The organism is Actinotignum schaalii FB123-CNA-2, assembly GCF_000411135.1.
Classification (GTDB): domain Bacteria; phylum Actinomycetota; class Actinomycetes; order Actinomycetales; family Actinomycetaceae; genus Actinotignum; species Actinotignum schaalii_A.
In genome coordinates this window covers 882357-904330 of the sequence record NZ_KE150262.1, presented here as the reverse complement: position 1 = coordinate 904330, position 21974 = coordinate 882357, and the positions used below count along the sequence as shown (strand labels likewise).

Sequence of the window (21974 nt, the reverse complement as noted above, 5' to 3'; positions counted from 1 at the left end):
CACCGCGGACATCGCATTATCCACATTTGTGTTAGTCCCCGGGAATTGAACACCGGGGTACCGCTTGTCCGCGCTGGCTTATCCGAAAATGCCCGGTCTTCAGTATGGGGCAACTAACTTTTCGGGTTCCGCTGGCGAACTAGCGACAGCAACACATGCAACACATGGGGCACATGCAGGTACGCACGCAGGCACCGCGCATCGCGGTGTGCATCTGAGTGGTCCTGTTCGCCATGGGGTTTACGTTAGGCGCTCATCGCGCAGAAATCCAGTTGAGGAAAGAACCATCCCTGTGGGACATCTCATAAGGCGGTGCGGGAGTGGGGTTATTGGGGCAGGTCAGGTACGACTGCGGTGCGGCGTCGCTCTGAACGAGCGAGGCGCCAAGAAGTGGTTAGAGGAAACTCAGCGACTCGTGGCCTTTGAGCCATTCACGCATATACGGGATAGCGAAATCAACCTTCCCGTAGCCCGCTTGAGTAATGACGCCAGCTTCAATCAAACGGGCTCGGTAGGTGCCCACGTAGTTGCTGTCTTTGCCTAGTCTTTCAGCAATGTCGCGCACAGAAGACGCTCCGCTATCTTGAGCCATGGCAAGCAAAAATGTTCTATCAACATTGGATAGGCCGTCAAGCTCCAGGCCGTGGACGGTATTCCCCAGCCGCCGCAGCGCTGCCGCTGCGCCTTCTTTAGCGTGCTCGCACGTAATAGCCGCACTATCCCGAGCCTGCTGCCAAGTTTGGTAGCCGACGAGTTGAATCATGTACGGGTATCCGCGAGTCGCCTCCGCCATGAGCTCGATAGCCTCATCAGCAACCTCACGTTTGTTGCTGTCAAAAACCTGTCTGAAAGAATCGGCGACGAGCTCTAATGAAACGTCCTTGAGCTGCATCGGAGTCGCCCTGCGGAAGAAGGAAATGACCTTGTCCCGGTGCAGAATGGGTAAAACGGATGGCAGGCCAGCCATAACCAGCGCAATATCGCGATTTTCGCGGATCATATGCTGCATCGTTGTGCCCAGGGTGCGAAGCTCTTCGATGCTGCCGGCCTGAGTTTCGTCAAGCGTTATGAGCAGTCCTTTTCTAAAGAAGGGTTTCTCGAGCTCCCTCGTCAGGATTGTCCGAAAGTCCAGGGCCTGCCGAGCTTCGCTCAGCTCTACTGATAGGCCTCCGGGAAGACTGACCCCGGTTATTTGCCGGCGCTTGGAGACCAGCTGGTTGGCGATGCGTTCGATAAAACCGGCTTCGGCTGTTTCGTCGATTGTTTGCCAACCGTGAGCTCTTGCTTTGTCCCGAAACGCATTCAGGAGCGCCGTTTTCCCCACGCCCCTATTTCCTGTTACGAGCGATAGCCGGGCAGGAGCACCAGGGCCATCAGCCAAGGAGTCCTCGAACTCTTGAATGAGGCTCTCCCGACCAACCAAAACAGGAGGTGTCGCACCCGCCGTTGGCTTGAATGGATTACCCGCCATGTCTATCCGCCCATCTCAGCCTTTACTATCTTTTACATCTTCTACTTCTTATACATCTTAGGAAGGCGAGTCATTTCCCGAGTCGTGCAGATCTAACTTGCGCTTGACACCAATTCAAGATCGGCAAAATAGCCGAGCGCAGCGTCCCGCATGTTCTCCGCATCCGACTTGTCCATCCCGGAACAAGTGGCATAGCTTACCTTGTCACTGACATCAGCGAGCGAAAGAAGGCCTTCAATGCTCACGTCGAGAGCGACCGAGAGCTGATAAAGAACAGCCCCATCAACATCACCCATCCCAGATTCAAGCTTCACTACGGCATCGAGCGGAAGCTGCGCCATTGCCGCAAGTGCTTCGCGCGTAAGTCCCTGGTGAGTGCGATATTTTTTCACCTGCTGGCCTACCGCCAAGGTGTAATCATTCTCCAACGCCATCGTAGATCTCCTTGTTGATGTGGTGTCTACCAGATCCAAATATTACAACCAGTCATGCTCCCCGTAGGGATCCGAAACACTTTAATCTTCGCTCCCTCCGGGTAACCGGTAAGGGCGAATAATCACCTTGGGGGACAAATACTTAGTGACTTTCATTGCTTTTAACCGTGCAGCAATAGGAAGATTAGGACGGTAATGGATTTTCTCAACCTCGCCGGTCTGCTTGTTCACAAGAAATCGTGGTTCGCCCTTCGCTATCCTGCCCCTTGATAGCATCGGGTTATAATATTTGTCATCTTCTGCCCACCCGCGGGAAGTGATTGTATCTTTCGGGTAAAACTCATGCAGACGCTTTGCCGCGAGATAAACCGCTTCCTCCCCCGTAATCACGCTCTCATCCCTCCCGACCCGATTGAGGGTGAATAATCACCCTAGGAACCAAATGCTTAATCCAGTCCATTGCACGCAGCCGGGCTGTGATAGGACTATCGGGCCAATATTGAAATTGCTCAACCGCACCAGTCTGTTTATCTACGAGAAAATTTGGCTGTCCCTTCGATATGCGGCCTTTGGATAGCATTGGCGCATAAAACTCGTCGTCTTCGCCCCATCCACGAGAAGTAATCGTACATTTCGGATAAAGTTCATGCAGACGCTCAGCGGCGAGACGTTCCGCTTCCTCCCCCGTAATCACGCTCTCATCCCTCCCGACCCGATTGAGGGCGAATAATCACCTTAGGAGACAAGTGCTTCGTCCGCTTCATTGCCTTCAACCGCGCCGCAATAGGACTGTTAGGGCGATAATGGAATTCTTCAGTCTCACCAGTCTTTTTATTCACAAAAAAGCTTGGCGACCCCTTCAAATCACGCCCCAACGATAGCATCGGAGCATAAGACTCACCATCTTCAGCCCACCCACGAGAAATGACATTATCTTTTGGACAGAGTTCATGCAGGCGCTCAGCAGCGAGACGTTCCGCTTCCTCCCCCGTAATCACTTCCCTAATCCTTCCTAAACAAGGTATTCCACATACGACGGAAACGCCGAGGTCGGATAATCACCCTACGGAATAAAAACTTAGTTCGCTTCATTGCTTTTAACCGTGCAGCAATAGGAAGATTAGGTAGATAATGGAATTCCTCAACCTCACCGGTCTGCTTGTTCACAAGAAAACCGGGTGGCCCTTTTGACGGATATTTAACGAAGACACTAGGACAATAATATTCGTCGTCTTCCAACCACCCACGAGAATAAATCGTGAATTCCGGGTAATACTTACGCTGACGCTCAGCGGCGAGGCGTACCGCTTCCTTCCCCGTAATCACGTCCCTCATCCTCCCCAAACAAGGTATTCCACACGGGATCCGTCGGCTCACAACCAGCCAAACCAAACGCCTAGACAGAACCGGGATCCGCACCTTCACTTTGCTCCACTATATCCGGATTCGGGCCCGGTGTGAGGATTGATGAGCGGTCTGATTCGTTCACCGAACTATTTACGAAATTCAGTTATCCGCCGCAGCACCACGCCGCGCATACGCCTCAAGATCGACACCGCGCAGCCGGGCCCGTTCGGCCAGCTCCCCGGTAATAAACACCTGGCACTGCCGCGCCACACTGACCGTCTGCGCCCCGAGCAGCGCCAGCAGCGCGCGCACCTGATCCCGCCAGGAACGCAAACCTGCCACAGCCGCTTCATCCCCCTGAACCGCCAGCTCAAGGAATTGGCGAGCCACACCGGCCGCACGCGCCCCCAAAATAAGCGAACGGACAACGTCCAAAGGAGTGCGCACCCCGCCCGAAGCCAGCAGGTCAAGCCCACTTCCCGCCTCCGCCTCAAGCAGGCACAGCGCAGCCGATTGCCCGAAACCCGCCACATACGAATATTCACTTGCTTCCCGCCGGGAATTTTCAATGCGGGCGAAATCCGTACCGCCCACTCCCCCGACATCAACCACCTGCACCCCAAGATCCGCGAGCACACGCTGCGTTTCCCGCGAAATCCCGAATCCCACTTCTTTGACGATCACAGGCACGCCGGCCTGCGCCACGATCTCCTCCACCGAGGCGCGCCAACCGGAAAACTCCCGCTCGCCTTCCGGCATAACAATTTCTTGCCCGGCATTGAGATGCAGCTGGAGGGCATCCGCGTCCAAAAGCTCCACCACGCGCCGAGCATCCGCGCCGCTGCGCCCCACCCCAATATTGCCCATAACGAAGCCGCGCGGATTTTCTTCCCGAATCACAGTAAACGAGGAAGCCGTAGCCGGATCATCGAGGGCCACCGAGGCCGATCCGCTCGCCATCGGCACGCCCACTTCCCGCGCCGCGATCGCCAGCACTCGGTTAATGCGCCCGGTCGCTTCCGTCCCGCCGGTCATGCCGTTGATATAGAAAGGCACCGGCCACGTGAAGGGCCCGACCTGCGTGGACAAGTCCACCGCGGCGACGTCGCACGCGCCAAGCGCGTGATGAACCGGCGCGACGCAATCAAAATCATTACGGCGGATCTCCTGAGCCCGCGCGAGGGCCACATGCTCATCTTTGCGCGCGGCCCGGGAAGTATCCTGCTGTGCACTGGCTCCATCGCCCATACCGCGCGAAGCGCTAGCCTCAGCCGCGCCGGCCGCATTCACCGCGCTCATCCTTCCACCACCGCCAGGTTCAGCGGTTCGACGCCGCCCGCACGCCACCCCCGATACACGGCATCTTTATCCACATCGCTTCCCACCAGGGCAATCCCGCAGTCACCCCCGCCAGCTCCGGATGATTTAGCAGCTCCCCCCAGCCCGGCGGCGACGTCGCATAAATGAGTCAGGCGCTCGGTTTCGATGGTGATACCCGAGCTGGCGCCCAGCTGGCGCAGGAGCCGGCGCGCGGCGGTGAGCTCTGCGCCGATGCGGCCCCCAGTGCGCAATTGGGTGGCCAGGCGTTCCACCACGTCCTCGTATTCGTCCAGGAAACCGGGGAAATAAGCGCCGCGCGAGCGGGCCTGCACCCCGGAAACCAGGTGCTCGGTGGAGGCGGGCAGGCCGGTCCACCCAACCAGAAGTTCTTCGCGGGCGGGAGCGGGCAATGATTCCACCGCCCATGGCTCCCAAGCCGGGGCACTCAGGGTCTCGGTCACGCTGTGGCTGCGCGCGTATTCACTCAGGCCCGCGCGGTCCGGGGAGCGGTAGTAAACCCAGCCGCGGTAGGTGGAAGCAGCAATATCACCGCCCGAAGCCCGCGGGGCCCGCTCCAAAACGGAAAGCAGCGCGATCTTGTAGCGTTCCTCCAGGGTGAGTTTGAGATCGTAAAAACGATTGAGCACATCCACGATGGCCACCGTCACCGCGGCCGAAGAACCCAGGCCGTATTTACGGCCGTCCTCTTCCACCAGGCCGGAGGTGATATCGAGGTTGTAGTGGCGGGCCTCCAGGCCGCGTTCGCTGCGCAGCGCTTCCACGGTGCGGATGGCATTGGCAGCGTAATCGGAGCCAATATCATCAAAAACGGGAAGTGCATTTTCGTGGCGCCAGTAGAGCGGTGCGAAACCGTTGCCGTGCGAACGCACCAGGCCGGAGCCTTCCGCAGGGGTGAGGACCACGTCAATAAAACGGTTCACCGCGATAAGAATCGCCGGCCGGCCGGCTTCCACCACGGCGTACTCCCCCGCGATGTAGAGCTTGCCCGGCGCATTAGCGTGGATGCGCGCGGAGGCCTGCTCTGTATCTGCTCCGCTCAAGCTATCTGCTTCGCTCACAGCACCTCCCGGTGAGACTCCGGTTCCGCTACAAGGTAAGCACCGTTCCCCGCGTGAGCAATGCTTACTTTGCCGAGGGCTTCGGCGTGGCGTGCCACTTCAGCGGCCAGCTCGGGGCGGGTCAGGAGCACTACATTCGGGCCGGCATCCGCGGTGGCATACACATCCATTCCCACGCCGCGCAGGGTGCGGGCCAGCTCAAAAACGCGCCAGGACACGGACGTCAGGTAATGAATGGGCGGTTCGGAGCTCATAATCAAGGCGTGCATACGCAGCGCGGAGAGCTCGGTAAGCTCACCGATGCACCGCATATCCCCCGCCTTACAAGCTTCCACCATCTGCGCGGCCATATCGCGAGTGGATTCCACCCAGCCGCGGTAGTACGGCGAGGTAGCGCGGGTGGTGACCATCGCTTCCCGGGAAGTAATTTTCTTGTGAGCAGTGTTGAGTACCACCGAGACCATGGCCAGCGGCGGGGCCGGGATTTCTTCAGCAAACGATTCTTCATCCGTTCCGGCATGCCAAAGCGCCACCCCGCTAATAACCGAACGCGAAGCCGATCCCGAACCGCGCCGAGCAAGGCGAGAGAGGTGAGCGGTGTTCACATCCATCCCGTATTCCGTGGCGGCCGCGAGCGCCAGGGCCGCGAATCCGGAAGCCGAGGAGGCCATTCCGGCTCCCGTCGGTGCTTCATTATCGCTGATGACCAGCAGTTTTTCGCTGCGCCCGGCCTGTTCGCGGATAACATTGAGCACCCGCTCTACCCGGCTAAGCGCCTTGTCGCTCGCTTCGCGGCCGTTGAGAATGAGTCGGTCACGCTGGGCGGTGGGGGCGAGCCGGGCTGTCGTCGTCGTCGGAAAAATATCGAGGGTGAGGGAAACGGAAGGTGCGGCGGGAAGCATGAGTTCGTCATCCGCTTTCCCCCAATATTTGATGAGGGCGATATTCGGGTGGGCGCGCGCGGTGCTCATTTGCTGGCCTCCACCCAGGTGGACCAGGCGTTTGCCGCGCCCGCTGCGCTCAGGGCCGCGGCGATGTCTTTCGCGTGAGCACTGTTCTCTGCCAGGGCGATGACGCACCCGCCAATCCCGCCGCCGGTCATCTTTGCACCGAGCGCCCCGGCACTGTGAGCAGCGTTTACGAGAGTATCGAGTTCCGGGGAGGAGACTCCCAGTTGCGCGAGGGTCGCGTGGGCGCGCCACATATTCTCACCCATGCTCGCCCAATCCCCCGTCGCGAGCTGCATTTCCGCGTCCGCCGCGTATCCGGCCAGGCGCGCGACCAGGGTCTCCACTTTCGCCGGGAACTGTTCGCGCAGCTCCCGCACCGAGCCGACGGCTTGCCGGGTGGCGCCGGGCACTCCAGAATCACCGATCACCACGTGGAGGGGGCGCGCCACGATGAGCGGAGTGACGTCCGGCCGCTGGAATTTAATAACAGTATCGGCGACGACGCCGTGGGCATCCATCCCGGAGGGGCGCCCGTGGGCCACCCGTTCGGCTACCTGGATGAGGAGGAAACGCTCGGCGGGCGAGAGGCGCACCCCCGCGGCGTCGGCAATGGCCGAAACAATCGCGGCAGCGACCGCGGCCGAGGAGCCGAGTCCGCGCTCATAAGGAATATCGGAATAAATCGTGACGTGGGCGGAGCTGCCCGGGGCCACGAAATCGAGCCCGGCATCAATAGCGGCGACCACGGGACTCAGGCGCTCCGGGGCGGAGGCGGCCGGACCGCGATAAAGCTCGGAACTAATCGTGGATTCGCCAGTGGTGATGGTGGCATTGGCGATAACGGGAAGCACATGAACAGGGAGAGAAATTGCCGGGGCCCCGTAAACCACGGCATGTTCGCCGAATAGGATCGCCTTGCCGTGCGCGCGACCGACCCCGATGCGTACCTTGGGGATACGGGTTTGGGTATCGAACGCGAAGGATTGCGATTGGCTCAACTGTGCGGCTCCTTGTCACGGCCGCGAGCGGCCTACCTGTACTTGCCCTGCTGCGCGGGGCACGGCTCCGCGCTGGTCATTCCCCTATGGTACCGAGAATTTGGTGGCGTGACGGTGAGGATAGCGCGCGCCACGTTATGCCGAGCGCGTTGAGCTTGCCGAACAGGCGATCTGCCGCGCAGGAAATTCACGCCGCCGGCGAAATGGTTCACCAGATACGAGGGGCACAGCCGGGAGCCGCAACCTTCACCGACCCCGCTTATTAGGCGATTTTCCGCTGCGCTCCTCACCTCGCCCCAGCCAGGCGAAACACCCGATGCCAAGGAACCACAGCGGGAGGGTGTAGAGGATATAGCGGGAACCATTATCGAAGAAGAACAGCACAAAATCCGCGATGCTCGCGAGCGCGATAGCGAGGATTCCCACCCAGGTCAGTACGCCGCCGCGATCTTTCTTTTTGCGCTTCGCCACGAGGGCTCCTCTCTGCGCAGATAGGGCTTACAGGTAGCCGCCAGAAACGGCATTGCGGGCTATAGGCCGGCATAGGCCGGCACTGCCATCCCCTACCAGCGATACAACTCAGGCTCGTTTCGCCTGCTTGCTTCCAAACATTCAAAACGAGCCTGAACTCTGGGGTGGCCAACGGGGCTTGAACCCGCGACCTCCTGGACCACAACCAGGTGCTCTGCCAGCTGAGCTATGGCCACCATTTCGGCGAAAGAACGCCGATAAACAACTATAGCCGGTCACCGCGCGCAAACACAATTCAGCGGCGGTGATAGCGGCCACGTTGTGAGCTAGATCGGCGCGCCGCCCGGCTGCGCCGTCGTACCTCAGTCGCGTTTATTCGCGGGAGCGAAAGCTGCGCCGTCGTGCTACAACCGCGCCGCCCGTGACCGAACTACCAGGCTGTCCGCACCGCAATCGCGTCCGCGAAACGGTTGAGGTGACTCTCATCCAACGAGAGATAGAGCGAGCCGTCGATCAGGGAAATCTCCATGACGTAAAACTCGTTCGGATCCCCCGGCGCGGCCGGCACGATGTCCACACGGTTGAAGAGCAGCAGGTGGTCACGCCCGGTGTGCTCGCGGATGAGCCCGTGCAGCACGTTGCGCACCCGCTCACCCCAACGCCATTCCGATTCGCGCGCCTCTGAAACAGACACGACTTCTTCCTGGATTTGATCCGCGCTGCGGAAACGCGGGTGGAGCAGCGGAGCCTTTTCCACCCGGTAGGAAGCCAGGCCGTTGAGGAAGATCAGTGAGACCTCACCGGTGCGGTCAATATTCTCCAGGTAGCGCTGCACCATCACGCTGCGGCCCTTCGCAAGCTCGTGCTGCGCGTGCAGGATCGCCTGGGAGCGCGAAGCCGGATCGGTGGCGGTGTAGCGCCCCGTACCGCGCCCACCCGAGGACACCGCGGGCTTGACCACGAAATCACCGTGCGCCGGGAAACGGGTATGGACCTGGTGTTTCGTGAGGTTTTCCTCCGGTTCCAGCCAGGTAGTGGGAATGGTCGGCAAACCTGCCGCTTCCAATTCCCGCAGGTAATGCTTATCCGAATTCCACGCCATAATATCGGCGTGGTTGAGAATCCGCGGAACGGAGCGGGCCCACGAAATGAAGGCCTGCGGATCGCGCCCGTAATCACGAACTGAGCGGACAACGACAACTCCGGCGTCGTTCCAGTCGTAATCGGGATCGTTCCACGCTACGATGCGCGGTTCGATATGGCGCTCACGCAGGGCATCGGGCAGACCGGCCTCGTCAACGTCGAGCTTCGGTAAGTCTTTGCTCGTTGCAAGAGTAACAATGGGATCAGACACACTCTTACTCTACCCCGGCTAGTCTTATGACGTGGCGATCCTTGACTCTTCCCCGTTACTAACAATTTTCGTTGTGGTGGCCCTCGGCTCCATTCTCGGTGCGATTCCGCTGGGCCGGATACGTATCGGCGCGGCCGGCGCCCTCTTTGTGGGCTTGGCCATGTCCGCGCGCTTCCCCGAACTCGGGGCGGGTATGGACGTGGTGCAGTCCCTCGGGCTCGCGCTTTTCGTCTACACCGTGGGCATCGCTTCGGGCGCGGCCTTTTTCGCGCAGCTGCGGCGCAATCTTTCCCTGCTTGTAGCTTCTGTGGTTGCGGTTTTCCTCGCCGCGGGCACCGCCCTGATGATGGGGTTGCTTTTCGGTATCGAACGGCCGTTTTTGGCGGGTCTTTTCACGGGTGCGACGACGGCGGCACCGGCCCTTGCCACCGCCACCCGACTCACGGACGGTTCCACACAGCCCGCTATCGGATATGCCTTCGGGTATCCTCTGGCGGTCATTATCGGCATTATCCTGGTTTCCCTCATCGTGGGTCGATCTTGGCCGGGACTGCGCGATACTCCTTCGTTGGCCGGAACCCTGCTTGATCCACGCACCATCACCGTGGAACACCCCATGAACCTGCGCGATATCCCCGAATGGGCCGACGGGCGGGTGCGGGTATCCTACTTGCGACGCGGCGAGCGAGTGCGGGTGGCCCTGCCCGGTGAGGATCTCGAGGTAGGGGACGACGTCGTTGTTGTTGGTCTAGCTGCGGATGTGGAGGCGGCCGCCGCGCACCTCGGACACTTGCGAAGTGACCATCTGGCCGATGATCGCAGCCACGTGGATTTCAACCGCCTGGTGGTTTCCAACCCGGATGTGGCGGCGCGTTCCATCGGGGAACTCAACCTGCCCGCCAAATACGGCGCGGTGGTGACCCGGGTGCGGCGCGGGGATCTGGAGCTGCTGGCCCGCGATGATTTCATCCTGGAGCCGGGTGACCGGGTGACCGTGGTGGCCCCGCGCGAACGCTGGGATGCCATCGCGGATCTTTTTGGGGATTCCGAACGTTCCATCTCGGAGATCGACGTGCTGAGCCTATCGGTGGGGATGGTGGCCGGGTTGCTCCTCGGTTTCGTGACCTTCCCGCTGCCCGGCGGCCAGGTATTCCAGCTGGGCACCGCAGCCGGCCCGCTGATCGCGGGGATGTTCTTGGGCGCGGCGCGGCGCACCGGGCCTTTTGTATGGGCCATGCCGGAGGCGGCCAATCTGACGATGCGCCAACTGGGACTCACCCTGTTTTTAGCTGCCCTGGGACTGACGGCCGGGCCCGGCTTCGCGCAGATTGTGCTTTCTCCGCAAGCGGTGGGCGCTGCGGTGACGGTCTGCGTGATCACACTGGTCTCCTGCGCGGCACTGCTGGTAGCGGGCGCCTGGGTGCTCCGGCTTTCCGCGCCCCGCACCGCCGGGGCTATCGCCGGTTTCCTGGGCCAGCCGGCAGTCCTGGACGCGGCTACCTCTCGGGTGGGCGACGAGCGCATCGATAATGCCTACGCAACGCTCTTCGCTTTCTCGATAGTGGTGAAGATTTTCCTGGTGCCGGCGGTACTGGTGCTCTAGCAAAACCGGAGCACCGCGGTGGCGACCGACAGGCAAACGTGAGCCGCGGCGTGGAAACGAGTGGGCGGGCCGGGCGGCGGCGTCGTACCGCGGCTAAAGTAGGGAAGAAGATTCGGAACCGTTTCCGGAACGTACAGGAAGTGAGGCGTGACATGCGCGATATGATGCGCAAGACGACGGCGAGCGCAGCGGCGCTGTTTCTGGCGGGAGCGGGGGCGCTCCTGCTAGGCGGATGCGATGCCGCTGAGACGACCGAGGCCGGGAGTTTTATGCGGCAGGCGGGGGCGTCGATGTATGTGGTGAGCGTGGACGGACGCGAGCTGATCTCCAAGGTGGTGGATTGCAACGGCGGGGAATCCCAAGTGATGACCGGTACTTTCGAACCCGCTAACAACCTCGTCACCTGGAAGGATGTTGATGGTAAGAAGATCGGAACTTCGGTAGCGCATTTCGCTGAGGACGGGAAGAGTATCACGCTGGCCGATGAGGCCACCCCGAATGCCGGTGCCACCTACGTGCGCGAAGGCACGCCGGAAGCCGAGCTCATGGCGCGCGGGCAAAAGAGCGAGTGCGCGCCGAAGTAATACTGTGCGCGTATAAAAGCGGGGCCCTTCTCTATTGAGAGGAGCCCCGCTTCACTATTAAATTGGTTTACTTCTCAGCGGAGTCAGTTTCCGTGGTGCGCTTGCCCGAACCAATCTGAACCTTGCGACCCTGCGAGCCCGCGGTGGTCTTCACCGTGACAGTGAGCACGCCATCGCTGAGATTTGCATCCACCGTGGTGGTATCCACCGCCTGCTCGAAGCCCAGGCTGCGGGAGACGGACCGCGTGCGCGTACCGCCCTCGATTTCTTCTTCCTGCGAAGCCTTGAGGGTAATGTGATCCGGGTAAACGTTGAGGTCAATATCTTCCGCAGCGAAACCGGGAACATCGAAGAGGACTTCGTAGCCATCTTCAGTTTGCTTGAGCTGCGAACGGTATTGCAGCGCAAGATCCTCCAGATCGGAACGCCGCCCGTTCACCATCCGAGTGGGAACGGCAAAAAATCCATCAAAGGGGCTGAGGAACCGGTCCACCGCGTTAGACACCGTGCGATCAATATCGTATGCCATGGTCAATCCTTCTTTCACTTCTATGAACGACGACGCCGCGCGCCTTTCGGCGCCCGGGCCTATCGCCCTGACATCAATCCCAACCCCCACAGGCTTATCTTTGTTCCGCTCATATGTAATTGTTCACTCTAGGCTCAATAGTAGTTGAGTCAATAGCACTCAGCTTTGGAGAGCGTAGATATCGCAAGCCTGCGAATGTATGGCACAGCGATCATCGCACCGCACATCACTGACCGCGGCGAACATCGCGAATGAAAGCACCGAAGAACAGCAGTCCCGCGGCGGCCAGGGCAGCCCCCAATCCGGTGTAGAAAAAGGCAATGAAGGAGTCGGGCAGCACTCCGCTGATGCGCAGGCCAATTCCGCCACCCATCATGATGGCCATAACAAGGTAGGAGCGCAGGTCGAAGAAATGCCACAAGGGTCGCGCTGGCCGGGGATGGGAGCGAATGCGCCGGATATGCTTCCCGGCAACTTTGGTAAACATTGCCCCAAAGGCGGCAAAAACGAGCGGGGGCAGCAGGCAGATCCACGGCGCACCCACGGTAGAATCCGCAAAACTCTCCACTCCGATGCGCGCGACATTCACTCCCGCCAGGCACCACACCCCGCCCGCGAGCGCAATCAAGCCACTCTTAGAAATCCGGAAATAGGGACAGTCACTCATCAATACTCCTCCACTGAGTCCACCCTCAAGAATAACGCGACAGGTGTCGCTTAGATGGTTATCGGGTAGATCCGCAATTTCGCCCTGCGCGTAGCAGGAACAGGCTTCTAACACGGCCTGCTCAGATGCATTGGATGGAGGTAGACGGAGTATTGTACCCCGGGTAGAATGTGCCCGTAGCCAATTTTGGCATGAAAAAGCTCCGCAGCCGAAGCTGCGGAGCGGATTGTACACCGCCTGGGACTCGAACCCAGAACCCACTGATTAAGAGTCAGTTGCTCTGCCAATTGAGCTAGCGGTGCTCGTTATTCTTTTATGTTCGCCGCCCGCGGCGACGAATAGATACTTTACCCAGGGTTCCCACCCAGCGCAAGTTCAGAAGCCTGCCTGAGGCTGTTTCCTCCCTCACACCACCTTCCCAACTACCGCATAGGCGCGAGATACCGCGCTTTTCGCCGTCCTACCAACGGTATCCCGCGCGATTGCGGCAACCCTTAACCCGGAGATTAAGGGTCTATGGGCACTTGCCCGGCGCGACATCACACCCCCGCTTCCACGCCCCTGCACCACCCTCGCTCGCGCAGGGAAGAGCTGTTGCCGTGGTATCCCTCTAGGACCCGCCCGGCACGACCCTCGCTCGCGCAGGGAAGAGACCAGCTTGGTGACGGTGACCGCCTGCCCCGCGGGAATTACCCCCGCTCGTGCGGGGAAGAGAGCCGCATCCTTCACACCCATACCAATAACCAGCATGCCATCCAAATCAACAACAGGGCGACTGCCGGTTCCCGTGCTGCGCAAAGCGAAGCCTTGCTCACGAGCGGCGGCGTCGTACATAAGAGTGAGACTGCCGGTACCCGCAGCAGATACAGCGCGCGAGTCCCGTCTGTACAGGAAAGATTCGAACGCGGTCACATTGCTATCTTTCCCCAGAATTTACTGGACGCACACCTCGCCATCAGTTCCGGCAAATTTTTATGTCGTAGGAGTGTGGCACCCTTAAGTCATGAGTTCACAACAGTCAGATCAGCCCGGGGCCGCGGCGCTGCGCCCTCGTCCACAACTCAATGTTGCCCTGGACCTTCTGGAGGATAAGTATGGGCTCAACCCGCCTGATGATGCGCTTTATGAGGCTTTCACCCAGTGGGCGGAAAGCACCGGGCGGCCGCTTTACCCCCATCAGGAAGAAGCGCTGCTCGCCGCTATTGATGATGCTCATATGATTGTTTCCACGCCCACCGGCTCGGGGAAATCACTCATCGCACTCACCGCCATTTTCTGCGGGCTCGCGCGCGGAAAAACCGCGTATTACACCGCGCCTCTCAAAGCTTTAGTATCAGAGAAGTTTTTCGAGCTCATCAATGTTTTCGGTGCGGATAACGTGGGGATGGTGACCGGGGATTCCACCATTAATGCCGGCGCTCCCGTGGTGTGCGCCACCGCGGAAATCGTGGCGAACCTCAGTTTGCGTGATGGTGCGGCGGCGGATATCGGCGCGCTGGTCCAGGATGAATTCCACTACTACTCCGATCCGCAGCGCGGTTGGGCCTGGCAAGTTCCACTTCTGGAACTCACCCACACACAGCAAGTACTCCTCTCCGCCACCCTGGGGGATACCACCTGGCTGGCGGAGGATCTTGAGAAGCGCACCGGGCGCGCCGTCGAACTCATGAGTAACGCAGAACGGCCGGTACCGCTGTCCTTCTCCTATTCCTATCAGCCGCTCGGCGAACTCCTCCTGGAACTCACCTCCACGCATCGGGCGCCTGTATATGTGGTGCATTTTTCTCAGCGAGAAGCGGTGGCTCAGGCCCAAGCCCTCCTCACCCACGCCCTCGTTTCCAAGGAACAGAAAGCCCGCATCCACGAAGCCCTCGGGGATTTTTCCTTCGGCCCCGGTTTCGGGAAAATTCTCTCCAAGCTGCTCCGTTCCGGTATTGGCGTGCACCACGCGGGCCTTCTCCCCCGCTACCGGCGGCTCGTGGAAAAACTGGCACAGGCGGGCCTGCTTCCGGTTATTTCCGGTACAGATACCCTCGGGGTCGGCATTAACGTGCCTATTCGCACTGTTGTGATGACCGGGCTGGCTAAATTTGATGGCCAACGCAGTCGCCACCTGAGCGCGCGTGAATTCCACCAGATCGCGGGCCGGGCCGGGCGGGCCGGATTCGATACTAAGGGTGATGTGATCGTGCAAGCACCCGAATTTGAAATTGAAAATGCGCGGCTGGTGGCCCGCGCCGGGGATGATCCGGTCAAGCAGCGTCGCATTCAAAAGAAGAAACCCCCGGAAAATACGGTGCTGTGGTCGGAAAAAACTTTTGAGTATCTCAAGGGTGCCGCTCCGGAAACTCTTACGTCCCAGATGCGAGTCTCCCACTCGCTCATGCTCAATTTGTTCCAACGCCCGGGGGATAACGTGGCGGCCATCACCACGTTACTCACGGATAATCACGAACCGCGCACAGCGTCCAATCAATTGATTCGCCAAGCCACCCGCATTTATATGTCTCTGGAGCGCGCCGGGGTGATCATCCACCACACTCCGCAATGGCTGGCCGAGCATCCAGGGCACTCCCCCATCGAATACACGCGTGAAGTTCCCTATGATTTCTCCTTGAACCAGCCGCTGGCACCCTTCGCGCTGGCCGCGCTGGATATCCTTGACCCGGATAGTCCGGAGTACGCCCTCGATGTTATTTCGGTTATCGAGGCGGTTCAGGATAACCCCATGCAGGTTCTGTACGCGCAGGAACGCGCAGCGCGTGGGCGCGCCATCGGGCGCATGAAAGCCGCGGGCATCGGCTATGACGAACGCATGGCCGAAGCAGATAAAATAACCTGGCCGCAACCGCTCGCGGAAGAACTCGGCGCGGCGCTTCAAATCTACCGGCAGACCAACCCCTGGGTGGATGATTTCCAGCTCTCCCCCAAGTCCATCGTGCGGGAAATGATCGAAAACGCGATCACCTTCTCTGAGTTTATTTCCCGCTATGACCTGGCCCGTTCCGAAGGAACCCTACTGCGTTATCTAACAGATACCTACAAAGCGCTGCGCCAAACCGTTCCCCTGGAAGCTCGCACCCCAGATCTTGAAGACATGACCAACTGGCTGGGAGGCCTGGTGCGCTCGGTGGATTCCAGTTTGCTGGACGAATGGGAAGCCCTGCGCGATGGCCGTATCACCGCCACGGAGATCGCCAATCTTGACAGCAGCACAGGTGGCGCCCGCGAGCGCGCTTTCGGGGCGGATGAGGATGGCAAGGTCACGCTCTCGCGCAGCCCACACGCACTGCGGGTCTCCATCCGCAATGCGCTTTTCCGCTTCGTGGAAGCCGTGGCACACGAAAATCTCGACTGGCTTGATCGCGCGGCCCTGGATGACGGAGCCGGAGTGGCCCGCGGGGATGGCATCCCGCTCTGGGTGGGCGGGCCGGTCTGGGATGGCGACACCTGGATGGATGCTACCGACGCCTATTTCGATTCCTACCAGGAAATCGGCATCGGGCCCGAAGCGCGTTCCGCCCAACTCGTCACCATGCTGGAACACCCCGACCGAGCCGATTTCATCACCGCCGGCGTCCCTGCGGAGCACGTGGATAGCGTTATGGACAACCTGACTTCTGCAACCGGGCGCCTGCGCGCCTGGTTAGTGCGTCAAGTTTTTGACGACGGCGCAGGTGACAACTCCTGGGGATTCTGGGCAGTCGTGGACCTTGAGGCAAGCGATACTGCCGGGCACGCCATCCTCGACATTATTAGCGTGGGAGAACTATGAGGCAGCTACTGCACCTGCCACCGCTACCCCGGTAATGAGATATATGCGAATTCGGTGAACAATGCGCCAGTTCTGAGACCATGTCACCAGTTCGCGGCACAGAGACCTACTATAAACAGCGGCGGATACCCGATACCTGTGGAGTTGACACAAACCATGACATATACGGAGCATGACAAGCTTGCTCGCCTTGCTGAACTTTCCGGCGTTACCCCGACCGCGGAGGAGATCCCCGGGCGCATCAACCTGGTGCGTGACGCCCTGCGTGGAGCGGAAGAAGCTGCAGGAATACCGCTGGGCACCGCTCGGCTCCAAATCGTGGTGAAACACCAGCCCATCACCGCCATCCGCGCCGCCCTCGCCGCCGGCTCCCGCCTCATGGGCCAGAATTTCATCCAACAACTCCAGGAGGTAGAAGCCCAACTCGCAATACCCGGAACGGATGTGGAATCATCGGCACGCCTCATCCACGACGCCAGCACCTGGGAAGGCAACGGTATCGCCCCGTCCAGTGCCGGAAACCCGCCCCACTGGACCCATGTCATCGGCCACGTGCAATCCAATAAAGCCGGGCGGGCCCTCGAACTGGCCGATTGCATCGAAACGGTGGACAGTCTCAAATTAGCCCAGCGCCTCAACCGGCTCCAGGGCCGCCTGCGCGAAGAAGGCCACGCCCGCGGTCCCTTCTCTATTTACGTGCAAGTCAATTCCTCCGGAGCGACCAGCCAATACGGGGCCGACCCGGAGCGGGTAGAAGAACTTGTGGGCCAGATTGCGCAACTCCCCCATCTGCGGGTAGACGGTCTCATGACGATCGGAGCCAATACCACTGATGTGCGGGACATCGCCCACTCTTTCGCCCTCGTGCGCGATCTGCGGGACAAGCTCCAAGGCGAGCACCCCACCGTGCGAGAACTCTCCATGGGCATGACCCACGATATGGGTATCGCCGTGGCTGAAGGTTCCACCCAAGTACGCGTCGGCAGCGCCATCTTCGGACCCCGGCCCGCAGCCTAAATCCCTGCCGAAACCGGCACAACCATCGGGGTGCCCGTCACCGGATCCGGGATAACCACAGCGGCCAGCCCATAAATCTCCGCAATATTTTCGGGAGTGAAAACCTCAGCAGCAGAACCCGAAAGGGCAATACGCCCATCCTTCATCGCGATGACATGGGTGGCATAACGCGCCGCCTGATTCAAATCATGCAGAACCGCAACCAAAGTCCGCCCCTCCCGATTCAGGCGAGCACACAAGTCCAGAAGCTCAATCTGGTAGGCGATATCTAAATACGTCGTCGGCTCGTCCAAAAAAATAATCGGTGTATCTTGAGCCAGAACCATCGCCACCCACACTCGCTGGCGCTCCCCACCCGAGAGCTCCCCCAGCAGCGCGTCGGCGAAATCCGTGGTTCCCGTGGCAGCCAAAGCCCGAGCAACCGCCTCCTCATCACGCACCGAAGGCCGCGCAAACAAACCCTGGTGCGGATAGCGCCCCCGGCCCACCAGCTCGGCAACCGTAATCCCCTCCGGAATATGCGGCGACTGCGGCAACAACGCCAGTTCCCGCGCGAAATCCCGCGAACCCAAGGCCGCGATATCCCGTCCATCCAGCAGCACCCGGCCGCGCGCCGGCGAAAGCAACCGCGCCAAACCGCGCAGCAGCGTGGACTTCCCGCACCCGTTCGCCCCCACAATAACCGTGAACGAACCATCCGGAATCACCACATTCAAATCCCGCGCCACCGCCACATCGCCGTAACCGAGACACAGATTCTCCCCGCGCAGCCGCGCCACACCGGCAGAAGCACCGACATACACATTTACGTTCTCGCGCATATTTATCGCCCCTTCCGTTGCGATATCACCACAACCAGCACGTAGAGGCCACCGACCACCGTGGTAATCGCACCCACCGGAACCGGCCGAGCTAGCGCAAATTGCGCAAACAGATCAGCCAGGAACAAAATCGAGGAACCCGCCAACGCGCTATGCACGAGCGAAATTCCGCGTCGCCCGGCCGTCACCCGCCCCACCTGCGGAGCAGCCAAGGCCACAAAAGCAATAGGTCCGGCCGCCGCCGTCACCACACATGTCAAAGCGATACCGACCGCGATGATCCCCCGGCGAGCCCTCTCGACCGGCAAGCCGTGCGCAGCTGCGGCGGCGTCGCCCAATTCCAGTTGCCGCAACGGCCGCACGCAACAGACCACCAACGGCACCAGGCACCCAAGAATTCCCACCGCCGGCCCCACATTCGCCCACGAGGCCTGCCCGAGCGTTCCCGCGCCCCACACCGCAAGGCTCAGCGCCACCTCATCCGAAGCCCGCAACAGCAGCCAGGTATTCACCGCGCTGAGCATCGCCGTCATACCAATCCCCACAATAATGAGACGGAATCCGGACACGCCATGCCGGTAGGCCAGCACATAAATAATTATTCCGACGACGACGCCACCTGCCAGCGCGCCCATACTCACGGCAAGGGCTCCGCCCACGAGGAATGTCCGGGTGAGAATAACGCCGGTATAGGCACCAGCATTGAAGCCGATAATATCCGGCGAACCGAGCGGGTTACGGGTGAGAATTTGGAAGAGTGCACCCGACAGCCCGAGCGCTGCCCCGAAAACCACGGCGGCGAGGATCCGTGGCAGGCGCCACGTCAGAACCACCTGGGCCGCAAAATCCCCCTCACCTGCGGCAACCGCGCGTATCGAATCCGGGGTGAAGCAGGCGGCCACCTCGCCCAGGCTCAGGGGTAAGTCCCCGAGGAGCAGGGCGCCGAGGCCGCCGACCACCAGGGCGAGACTCACCACAGCCGCAACCAGGCGGGAACGGCGGCGGCGTCGTATAGCGGAGTAGCGAGAACGCCGGGACCGGGCGGTTACTGGCGCTTCGGGAGCGGACTGGGGCGCGGCACTCGTATACGGCGCGGCGGAATACGCGGCTGTGGACTTGAGCGCCGCAGGCTGCGGCAACATACTCATAGCGCGAAAGCCTTTCGCCGGCGGACGAGGGAGATAAGAACCGGGGCACCCAGGAAAGCGCTCACCACGGAGACGGGAAGTTCACCGCTGGGGAGGATAATGCGCGCGAGGATATCCGAGGCCAGGAGCAGGGCTGGCGCCCAGATCGCGGACAGTCCCACGACCCATCGTTGATCCGCGCCAGCAAAGGAACGGATGGCGTGCGGTGCCATGAGCCCGATGAAAGAGATGGGGCCGGCAATAGCAACCGCCCCGCCGGTGAGGAGCGTCATCGCCGCAATACCGGCCAGGCGGATCGCGGTGACGTTCGCGCCGAGGGCGCGGGCGGTATCGTCACCGAGGGCGATGATATTGAGAGCCGGGGTGAGTGCGGCGGCCACGATGAGCCCGAGAGCGAGAAGCGGGAGGACCGGCAGAATCACCTCCCAGGGGCGGTTTTCCAACGTGCCGGCCGTCCAGACGAGGATTTCGTTGAAGGTGCGCGGGTCAGCGAGGCGTAGCACCCCCACGGTGCCGTTGAGCACAGCAGAAAGCGCCACCCCGGCCAGGATGAGACGAACCGGATCCGCACGACCCCCACGGTGCGATCCGATAAGGAGAACCGCTGCGGTAGCCGCGAGTGCACCTACCACCGCCCACCACATGTACATGCTCGGCCGGCTGATGCCCCCGAGCGCGATGGCGAGGGTGACCGCAAAACCGGCGCCGGCCGAAACCCCGAGGATCCCCGGCTCAGCCAGCGGATTGCGGGAAATCGCCTGGATAAGAGCGCCCGCAACCCCGAGGGCTGCGCCGATGGCAATAGCTGCGATGGTGCGCGGCGGGCGCAAAGTAAGCACTGCTTGCGCGTCCATGGAATCGCGGTCTGCACCGGAAAGAATAGTAAACAGTGTTCCCGGGGAAATGGGGCGGGCGCCGATGCAGATGGAGAGAATGGCCAGTACAAGAACAGCGATCACCCCGGCGATAAGAGCCGCGGAGCGCCGGCGCGCGATGGCGCGGCCGGGGGCACGGCGAACGGCGTGGTCAGCCGCGGCGGGAGCCATGCCGGGGTTCCGGTTGTCTTCGGAATGCGCGGGGGCGGGACAGGCGCGGCGTCGTACCGAAAAACGGTGGTGGACAGTGCTGTTCATAACGAGAACAGGCTACCCCAATTAAACAACGCCAGCGTATCCTAATAGGGCATCTGTGGTTTCAGTGACAACCACACGACCACCGCAGCCGCAGGTGTGTTCGGCCGCGAGTGCGGCATCCACGAAAGGAAGTTATGAAGAAGTCCCTGACCGCGTGGGCAGGCACCGTCCTGGTGGCTTGCCTGGCTTTTGCCGGATGCGGTTCTCAGAAGAGTAATGATTCTGCCAATTCCTCGGCGTCCACTGCCTCCTCCTCCGCGGCGACAAGCTCCGCAGCGGACGGGAGCGCCGCAACCGAGGCCGTGTTCCCCGCGACGATTGACACGAAGTTCGGTCCCGTTACCGTCAAGGAAGCCCCGCAGCGCGTGGTCGCTCTGGGCTGGGGCGATGCCGAAGTGGCGCTCTCGCTGGGCGTGCAGCCGGTGGGCGCGGCCGACTGGCTGGCTTTCGGTGGTAATGGCGTTGGCCCGTGGGTGAGCGAATCCTATGAGAAGGCCCCGGAGATTCTGGGCACCATGGAGCTTTCCTATGAGAAGATCGCGGCGCTCAAGCCGGATCTTATTCTCGATGTGAAGACGTCGGGCGATAAGGAACGCCACGATAAGCTTTCCCAGATCGCGACGACGGTCTCGCTGCCGGAGGGCGCGGATAATTGGCTGACCTCCACCAAGGACCAGGTCACCATGATCGGTGCGGCGCTGGGTAAGCCGAAGGCAGCCGCGGCGCAGCTGGATGCGGTGGAGAAGAAGTTCTCCGAGGTCACTGCCGCGCACCCCGATTGGAAGGGAAAGTCTGTGACGGTGGCGACCAAGACCTCTGAGGGTTGGGGCGCTTACCTGAAGGGTGATACTCGCCTGGAGTTCATGACGAAGCTGGGCTTCGTGCAGAACCCGAAGGTTCAGGAGCTGGCCACCGCCGATAGTGGTTTTGCCGTGCAGCTTTCCGCCGAGCAGCTCGATGCTATTGACGCGGACCTTATTGCGGCGTTCCCGATTTTCATTGATACCGCGCAGATTACCGACGACGCCACCTGGCAGAAGGTCCCGGCGGTTGCTGCCGGCCACGCCTTCGTGGTGGACGGTGACCTCTCCAATGCGTTCTCACTGGGCACCCCGGCCGCGCAGCTGTGGGCCTTGGATAAGCTGACGCCGCTTATTGAGAAAGCTGCGAAGTAGCAGCCTCGCGGGCTGCCGCGCCCCACGTCGGGGCTGATGCTGTCCGCACCGCGCCCCGGGAAGCACACTCTTCTGCGTGTCTTTCCCGGGGCGTCGGC

Annotated in this window: 21 protein-coding genes and 2 tRNA genes; 5 read left to right on the top strand and 18 right to left on the bottom strand. The window is 60.9% G+C overall.

The window, feature by feature from the left end; all coding sequences use genetic code 11:
• Positions 1-394: 394 nt before the first annotated feature.
• The 12 genes from HMPREF9237_RS03615 to HMPREF9237_RS03570 form a co-directional block, all read right to left on the bottom strand.
• Positions 395-1471 carry an AAA family ATPase gene (locus tag HMPREF9237_RS03615; RefSeq protein ID WP_039898282.1) on the bottom strand — a complete coding sequence of 359 codons (1077 nt, stop codon included), beginning with the start codon at positions 1469-1471 and terminating at the stop codon, positions 395-397.
• 92 nt (positions 1472-1563) lie between these two features.
• Positions 1564-1905 (bottom strand): helix-turn-helix domain-containing protein, encoded by a 342-nt coding sequence (locus HMPREF9237_RS03610; protein WP_016442374.1) that lies wholly within the window; start codon positions 1903-1905, stop codon positions 1564-1566.
• An 81-nt stretch (positions 1906-1986) separates the two neighbouring features.
• Entirely contained in the window at positions 1987-2295 is a 309-nt protein-coding gene (locus HMPREF9237_RS03605; protein ID WP_016442373.1) for a hypothetical protein, read from the bottom strand.
• 308 nt (positions 2296-2603) lie between these two features.
• Entirely contained in the window at positions 2604-2903 is a 300-nt protein-coding gene (locus HMPREF9237_RS09475) for a hypothetical protein (RefSeq protein WP_155875825.1), read from the bottom strand.
• A gap of 4 nt (positions 2904-2907) precedes the next feature.
• The gene (locus HMPREF9237_RS09470; protein WP_155875823.1) at positions 2908-3231 is read right to left on the bottom strand and encodes a hypothetical protein; all 324 of its coding nucleotides are present in this window, start codon (positions 3229-3231) and stop codon (positions 2908-2910) included.
• 180 nt (positions 3232-3411) lie between these two features.
• Positions 3412-4551, bottom strand: coding sequence for a type 2 isopentenyl-diphosphate Delta-isomerase (fni, locus tag HMPREF9237_RS03600; protein WP_016442372.1), 1140 nt, complete (start codon positions 4549-4551; stop codon positions 3412-3414).
• Positions 4548-5651, bottom strand: a complete 1104-nt coding sequence (locus tag HMPREF9237_RS03595) for a phosphomevalonate kinase (RefSeq protein WP_016442371.1) — start codon at positions 5649-5651, stop codon at positions 4548-4550. The genes fni and HMPREF9237_RS03595 overlap by 4 nt, the downstream gene beginning before the upstream one ends.
• Positions 5648-6622, bottom strand: a complete 975-nt coding sequence (mvaD, locus tag HMPREF9237_RS03590) for a diphosphomevalonate decarboxylase (RefSeq protein WP_016442370.1) — start codon at positions 6620-6622, stop codon at positions 5648-5650. The genes HMPREF9237_RS03595 and mvaD overlap by 4 nt, the downstream gene beginning before the upstream one ends.
• Positions 6619-7599 (bottom strand): mevalonate kinase, encoded by a 981-nt coding sequence (mvk, locus tag HMPREF9237_RS03585; RefSeq protein ID WP_016442369.1) that lies wholly within the window; start codon positions 7597-7599, stop codon positions 6619-6621. The genes mvaD and mvk overlap by 4 nt, the downstream gene beginning before the upstream one ends.
• 246 nt (positions 7600-7845) lie before the next feature.
• Positions 7846-8070 (bottom strand): hypothetical protein, encoded by a 225-nt coding sequence (locus HMPREF9237_RS03580; protein ID WP_016442368.1) that lies wholly within the window; start codon positions 8068-8070, stop codon positions 7846-7848.
• Between the two features lie 160 nt (positions 8071-8230).
• Positions 8231-8306 (bottom strand) — tRNA-His (locus HMPREF9237_RS03575).
• A gap of 194 nt (positions 8307-8500) precedes the next feature.
• Positions 8501-9424 (bottom strand): ATP-grasp domain-containing protein, encoded by a 924-nt coding sequence (locus tag HMPREF9237_RS03570; protein ID WP_016442367.1) that lies wholly within the window; start codon positions 9422-9424, stop codon positions 8501-8503.
• A gap of 31 nt (positions 9425-9455) precedes the next feature.
• Between HMPREF9237_RS03570 and HMPREF9237_RS03565 the strand changes: the two genes are divergently transcribed.
• Positions 9456-11027 carry an aspartate:alanine exchanger family transporter gene (locus HMPREF9237_RS03565; protein ID WP_016442366.1) on the top strand — a complete coding sequence of 524 codons (1572 nt, stop codon included), beginning with the start codon at positions 9456-9458 and terminating at the stop codon, positions 11025-11027.
• Between the two features lie 152 nt (positions 11028-11179).
• Complete coding sequence (locus HMPREF9237_RS03560) at positions 11180-11611, top strand: hypothetical protein (protein WP_016442365.1); 432 nt, start codon at positions 11180-11182, stop codon at positions 11609-11611.
• Positions 11612-11678: 67 nt separating this feature from the next.
• On the opposite strand, the gene HMPREF9237_RS03555 is transcribed toward HMPREF9237_RS03560, so the two are convergent.
• From HMPREF9237_RS03555 to HMPREF9237_RS03545, 3 genes are all read right to left on the bottom strand, one after another.
• Positions 11679-12140: an Hsp20/alpha crystallin family protein gene (locus HMPREF9237_RS03555; protein ID WP_016442364.1), complete on the bottom strand. Its 462-nt coding sequence runs from the start codon at positions 12138-12140 to the stop codon at positions 11679-11681.
• A gap of 226 nt (positions 12141-12366) precedes the next feature.
• On the bottom strand, positions 12367-12807 hold the full coding sequence (locus tag HMPREF9237_RS03550) for a hypothetical protein (protein WP_016442363.1): 441 nt from the start codon (positions 12805-12807) through the stop codon (positions 12367-12369).
• 229 nt (positions 12808-13036) lie between these two features.
• A tRNA-Lys gene (locus HMPREF9237_RS03545) sits at positions 13037-13109 on the bottom strand.
• Between the two features lie 701 nt (positions 13110-13810).
• Between HMPREF9237_RS03545 and HMPREF9237_RS03535 the strand changes: the two genes are divergently transcribed.
• Both HMPREF9237_RS03535 and HMPREF9237_RS03530 read left to right on the top strand, forming a co-directional pair.
• Positions 13811-16582: a DEAD/DEAH box helicase gene (locus tag HMPREF9237_RS03535; protein WP_016442362.1), complete on the top strand. Its 2772-nt coding sequence runs from the start codon at positions 13811-13813 to the stop codon at positions 16580-16582.
• 156 nt (positions 16583-16738) lie between these two features.
• Positions 16739-17599, top strand: a complete 861-nt coding sequence (locus tag HMPREF9237_RS03530) for a YggS family pyridoxal phosphate-dependent enzyme (protein ID WP_016442361.1) — start codon at positions 16739-16741, stop codon at positions 17597-17599.
• Here the strand turns inward: HMPREF9237_RS03530 and HMPREF9237_RS03525 are convergent.
• From HMPREF9237_RS03525 to HMPREF9237_RS03515, 3 genes are read right to left on the bottom strand one after another with little or no spacing between them, the layout of a single operon-like run.
• Positions 17596-18420: an ABC transporter ATP-binding protein gene (locus HMPREF9237_RS03525; RefSeq protein WP_016442360.1), complete on the bottom strand. Its 825-nt coding sequence runs from the start codon at positions 18418-18420 to the stop codon at positions 17596-17598. The genes HMPREF9237_RS03530 and HMPREF9237_RS03525 overlap by 4 nt on opposite strands.
• A gap of 2 nt (positions 18421-18422) precedes the next feature.
• Positions 18423-19568: a FecCD family ABC transporter permease gene (locus HMPREF9237_RS03520; protein WP_016442359.1), complete on the bottom strand. Its 1146-nt coding sequence runs from the start codon at positions 19566-19568 to the stop codon at positions 18423-18425.
• Entirely contained in the window at positions 19565-20701 is a 1137-nt protein-coding gene (locus tag HMPREF9237_RS03515; RefSeq protein WP_196800235.1) for a FecCD family ABC transporter permease, read from the bottom strand. The genes HMPREF9237_RS03520 and HMPREF9237_RS03515 overlap by 4 nt, the downstream gene beginning before the upstream one ends.
• Before the next feature lie 134 nt (positions 20702-20835).
• Here HMPREF9237_RS03515 and HMPREF9237_RS03510 point away from each other — a divergent pair, with 134 nt between their 5' ends.
• Positions 20836-21876 carry an iron-siderophore ABC transporter substrate-binding protein gene (locus tag HMPREF9237_RS03510; RefSeq protein WP_016442357.1) on the top strand — a complete coding sequence of 347 codons (1041 nt, stop codon included), beginning with the start codon at positions 20836-20838 and terminating at the stop codon, positions 21874-21876.
• The last annotated feature ends 98 nt before the right edge of the window (positions 21877-21974 follow it).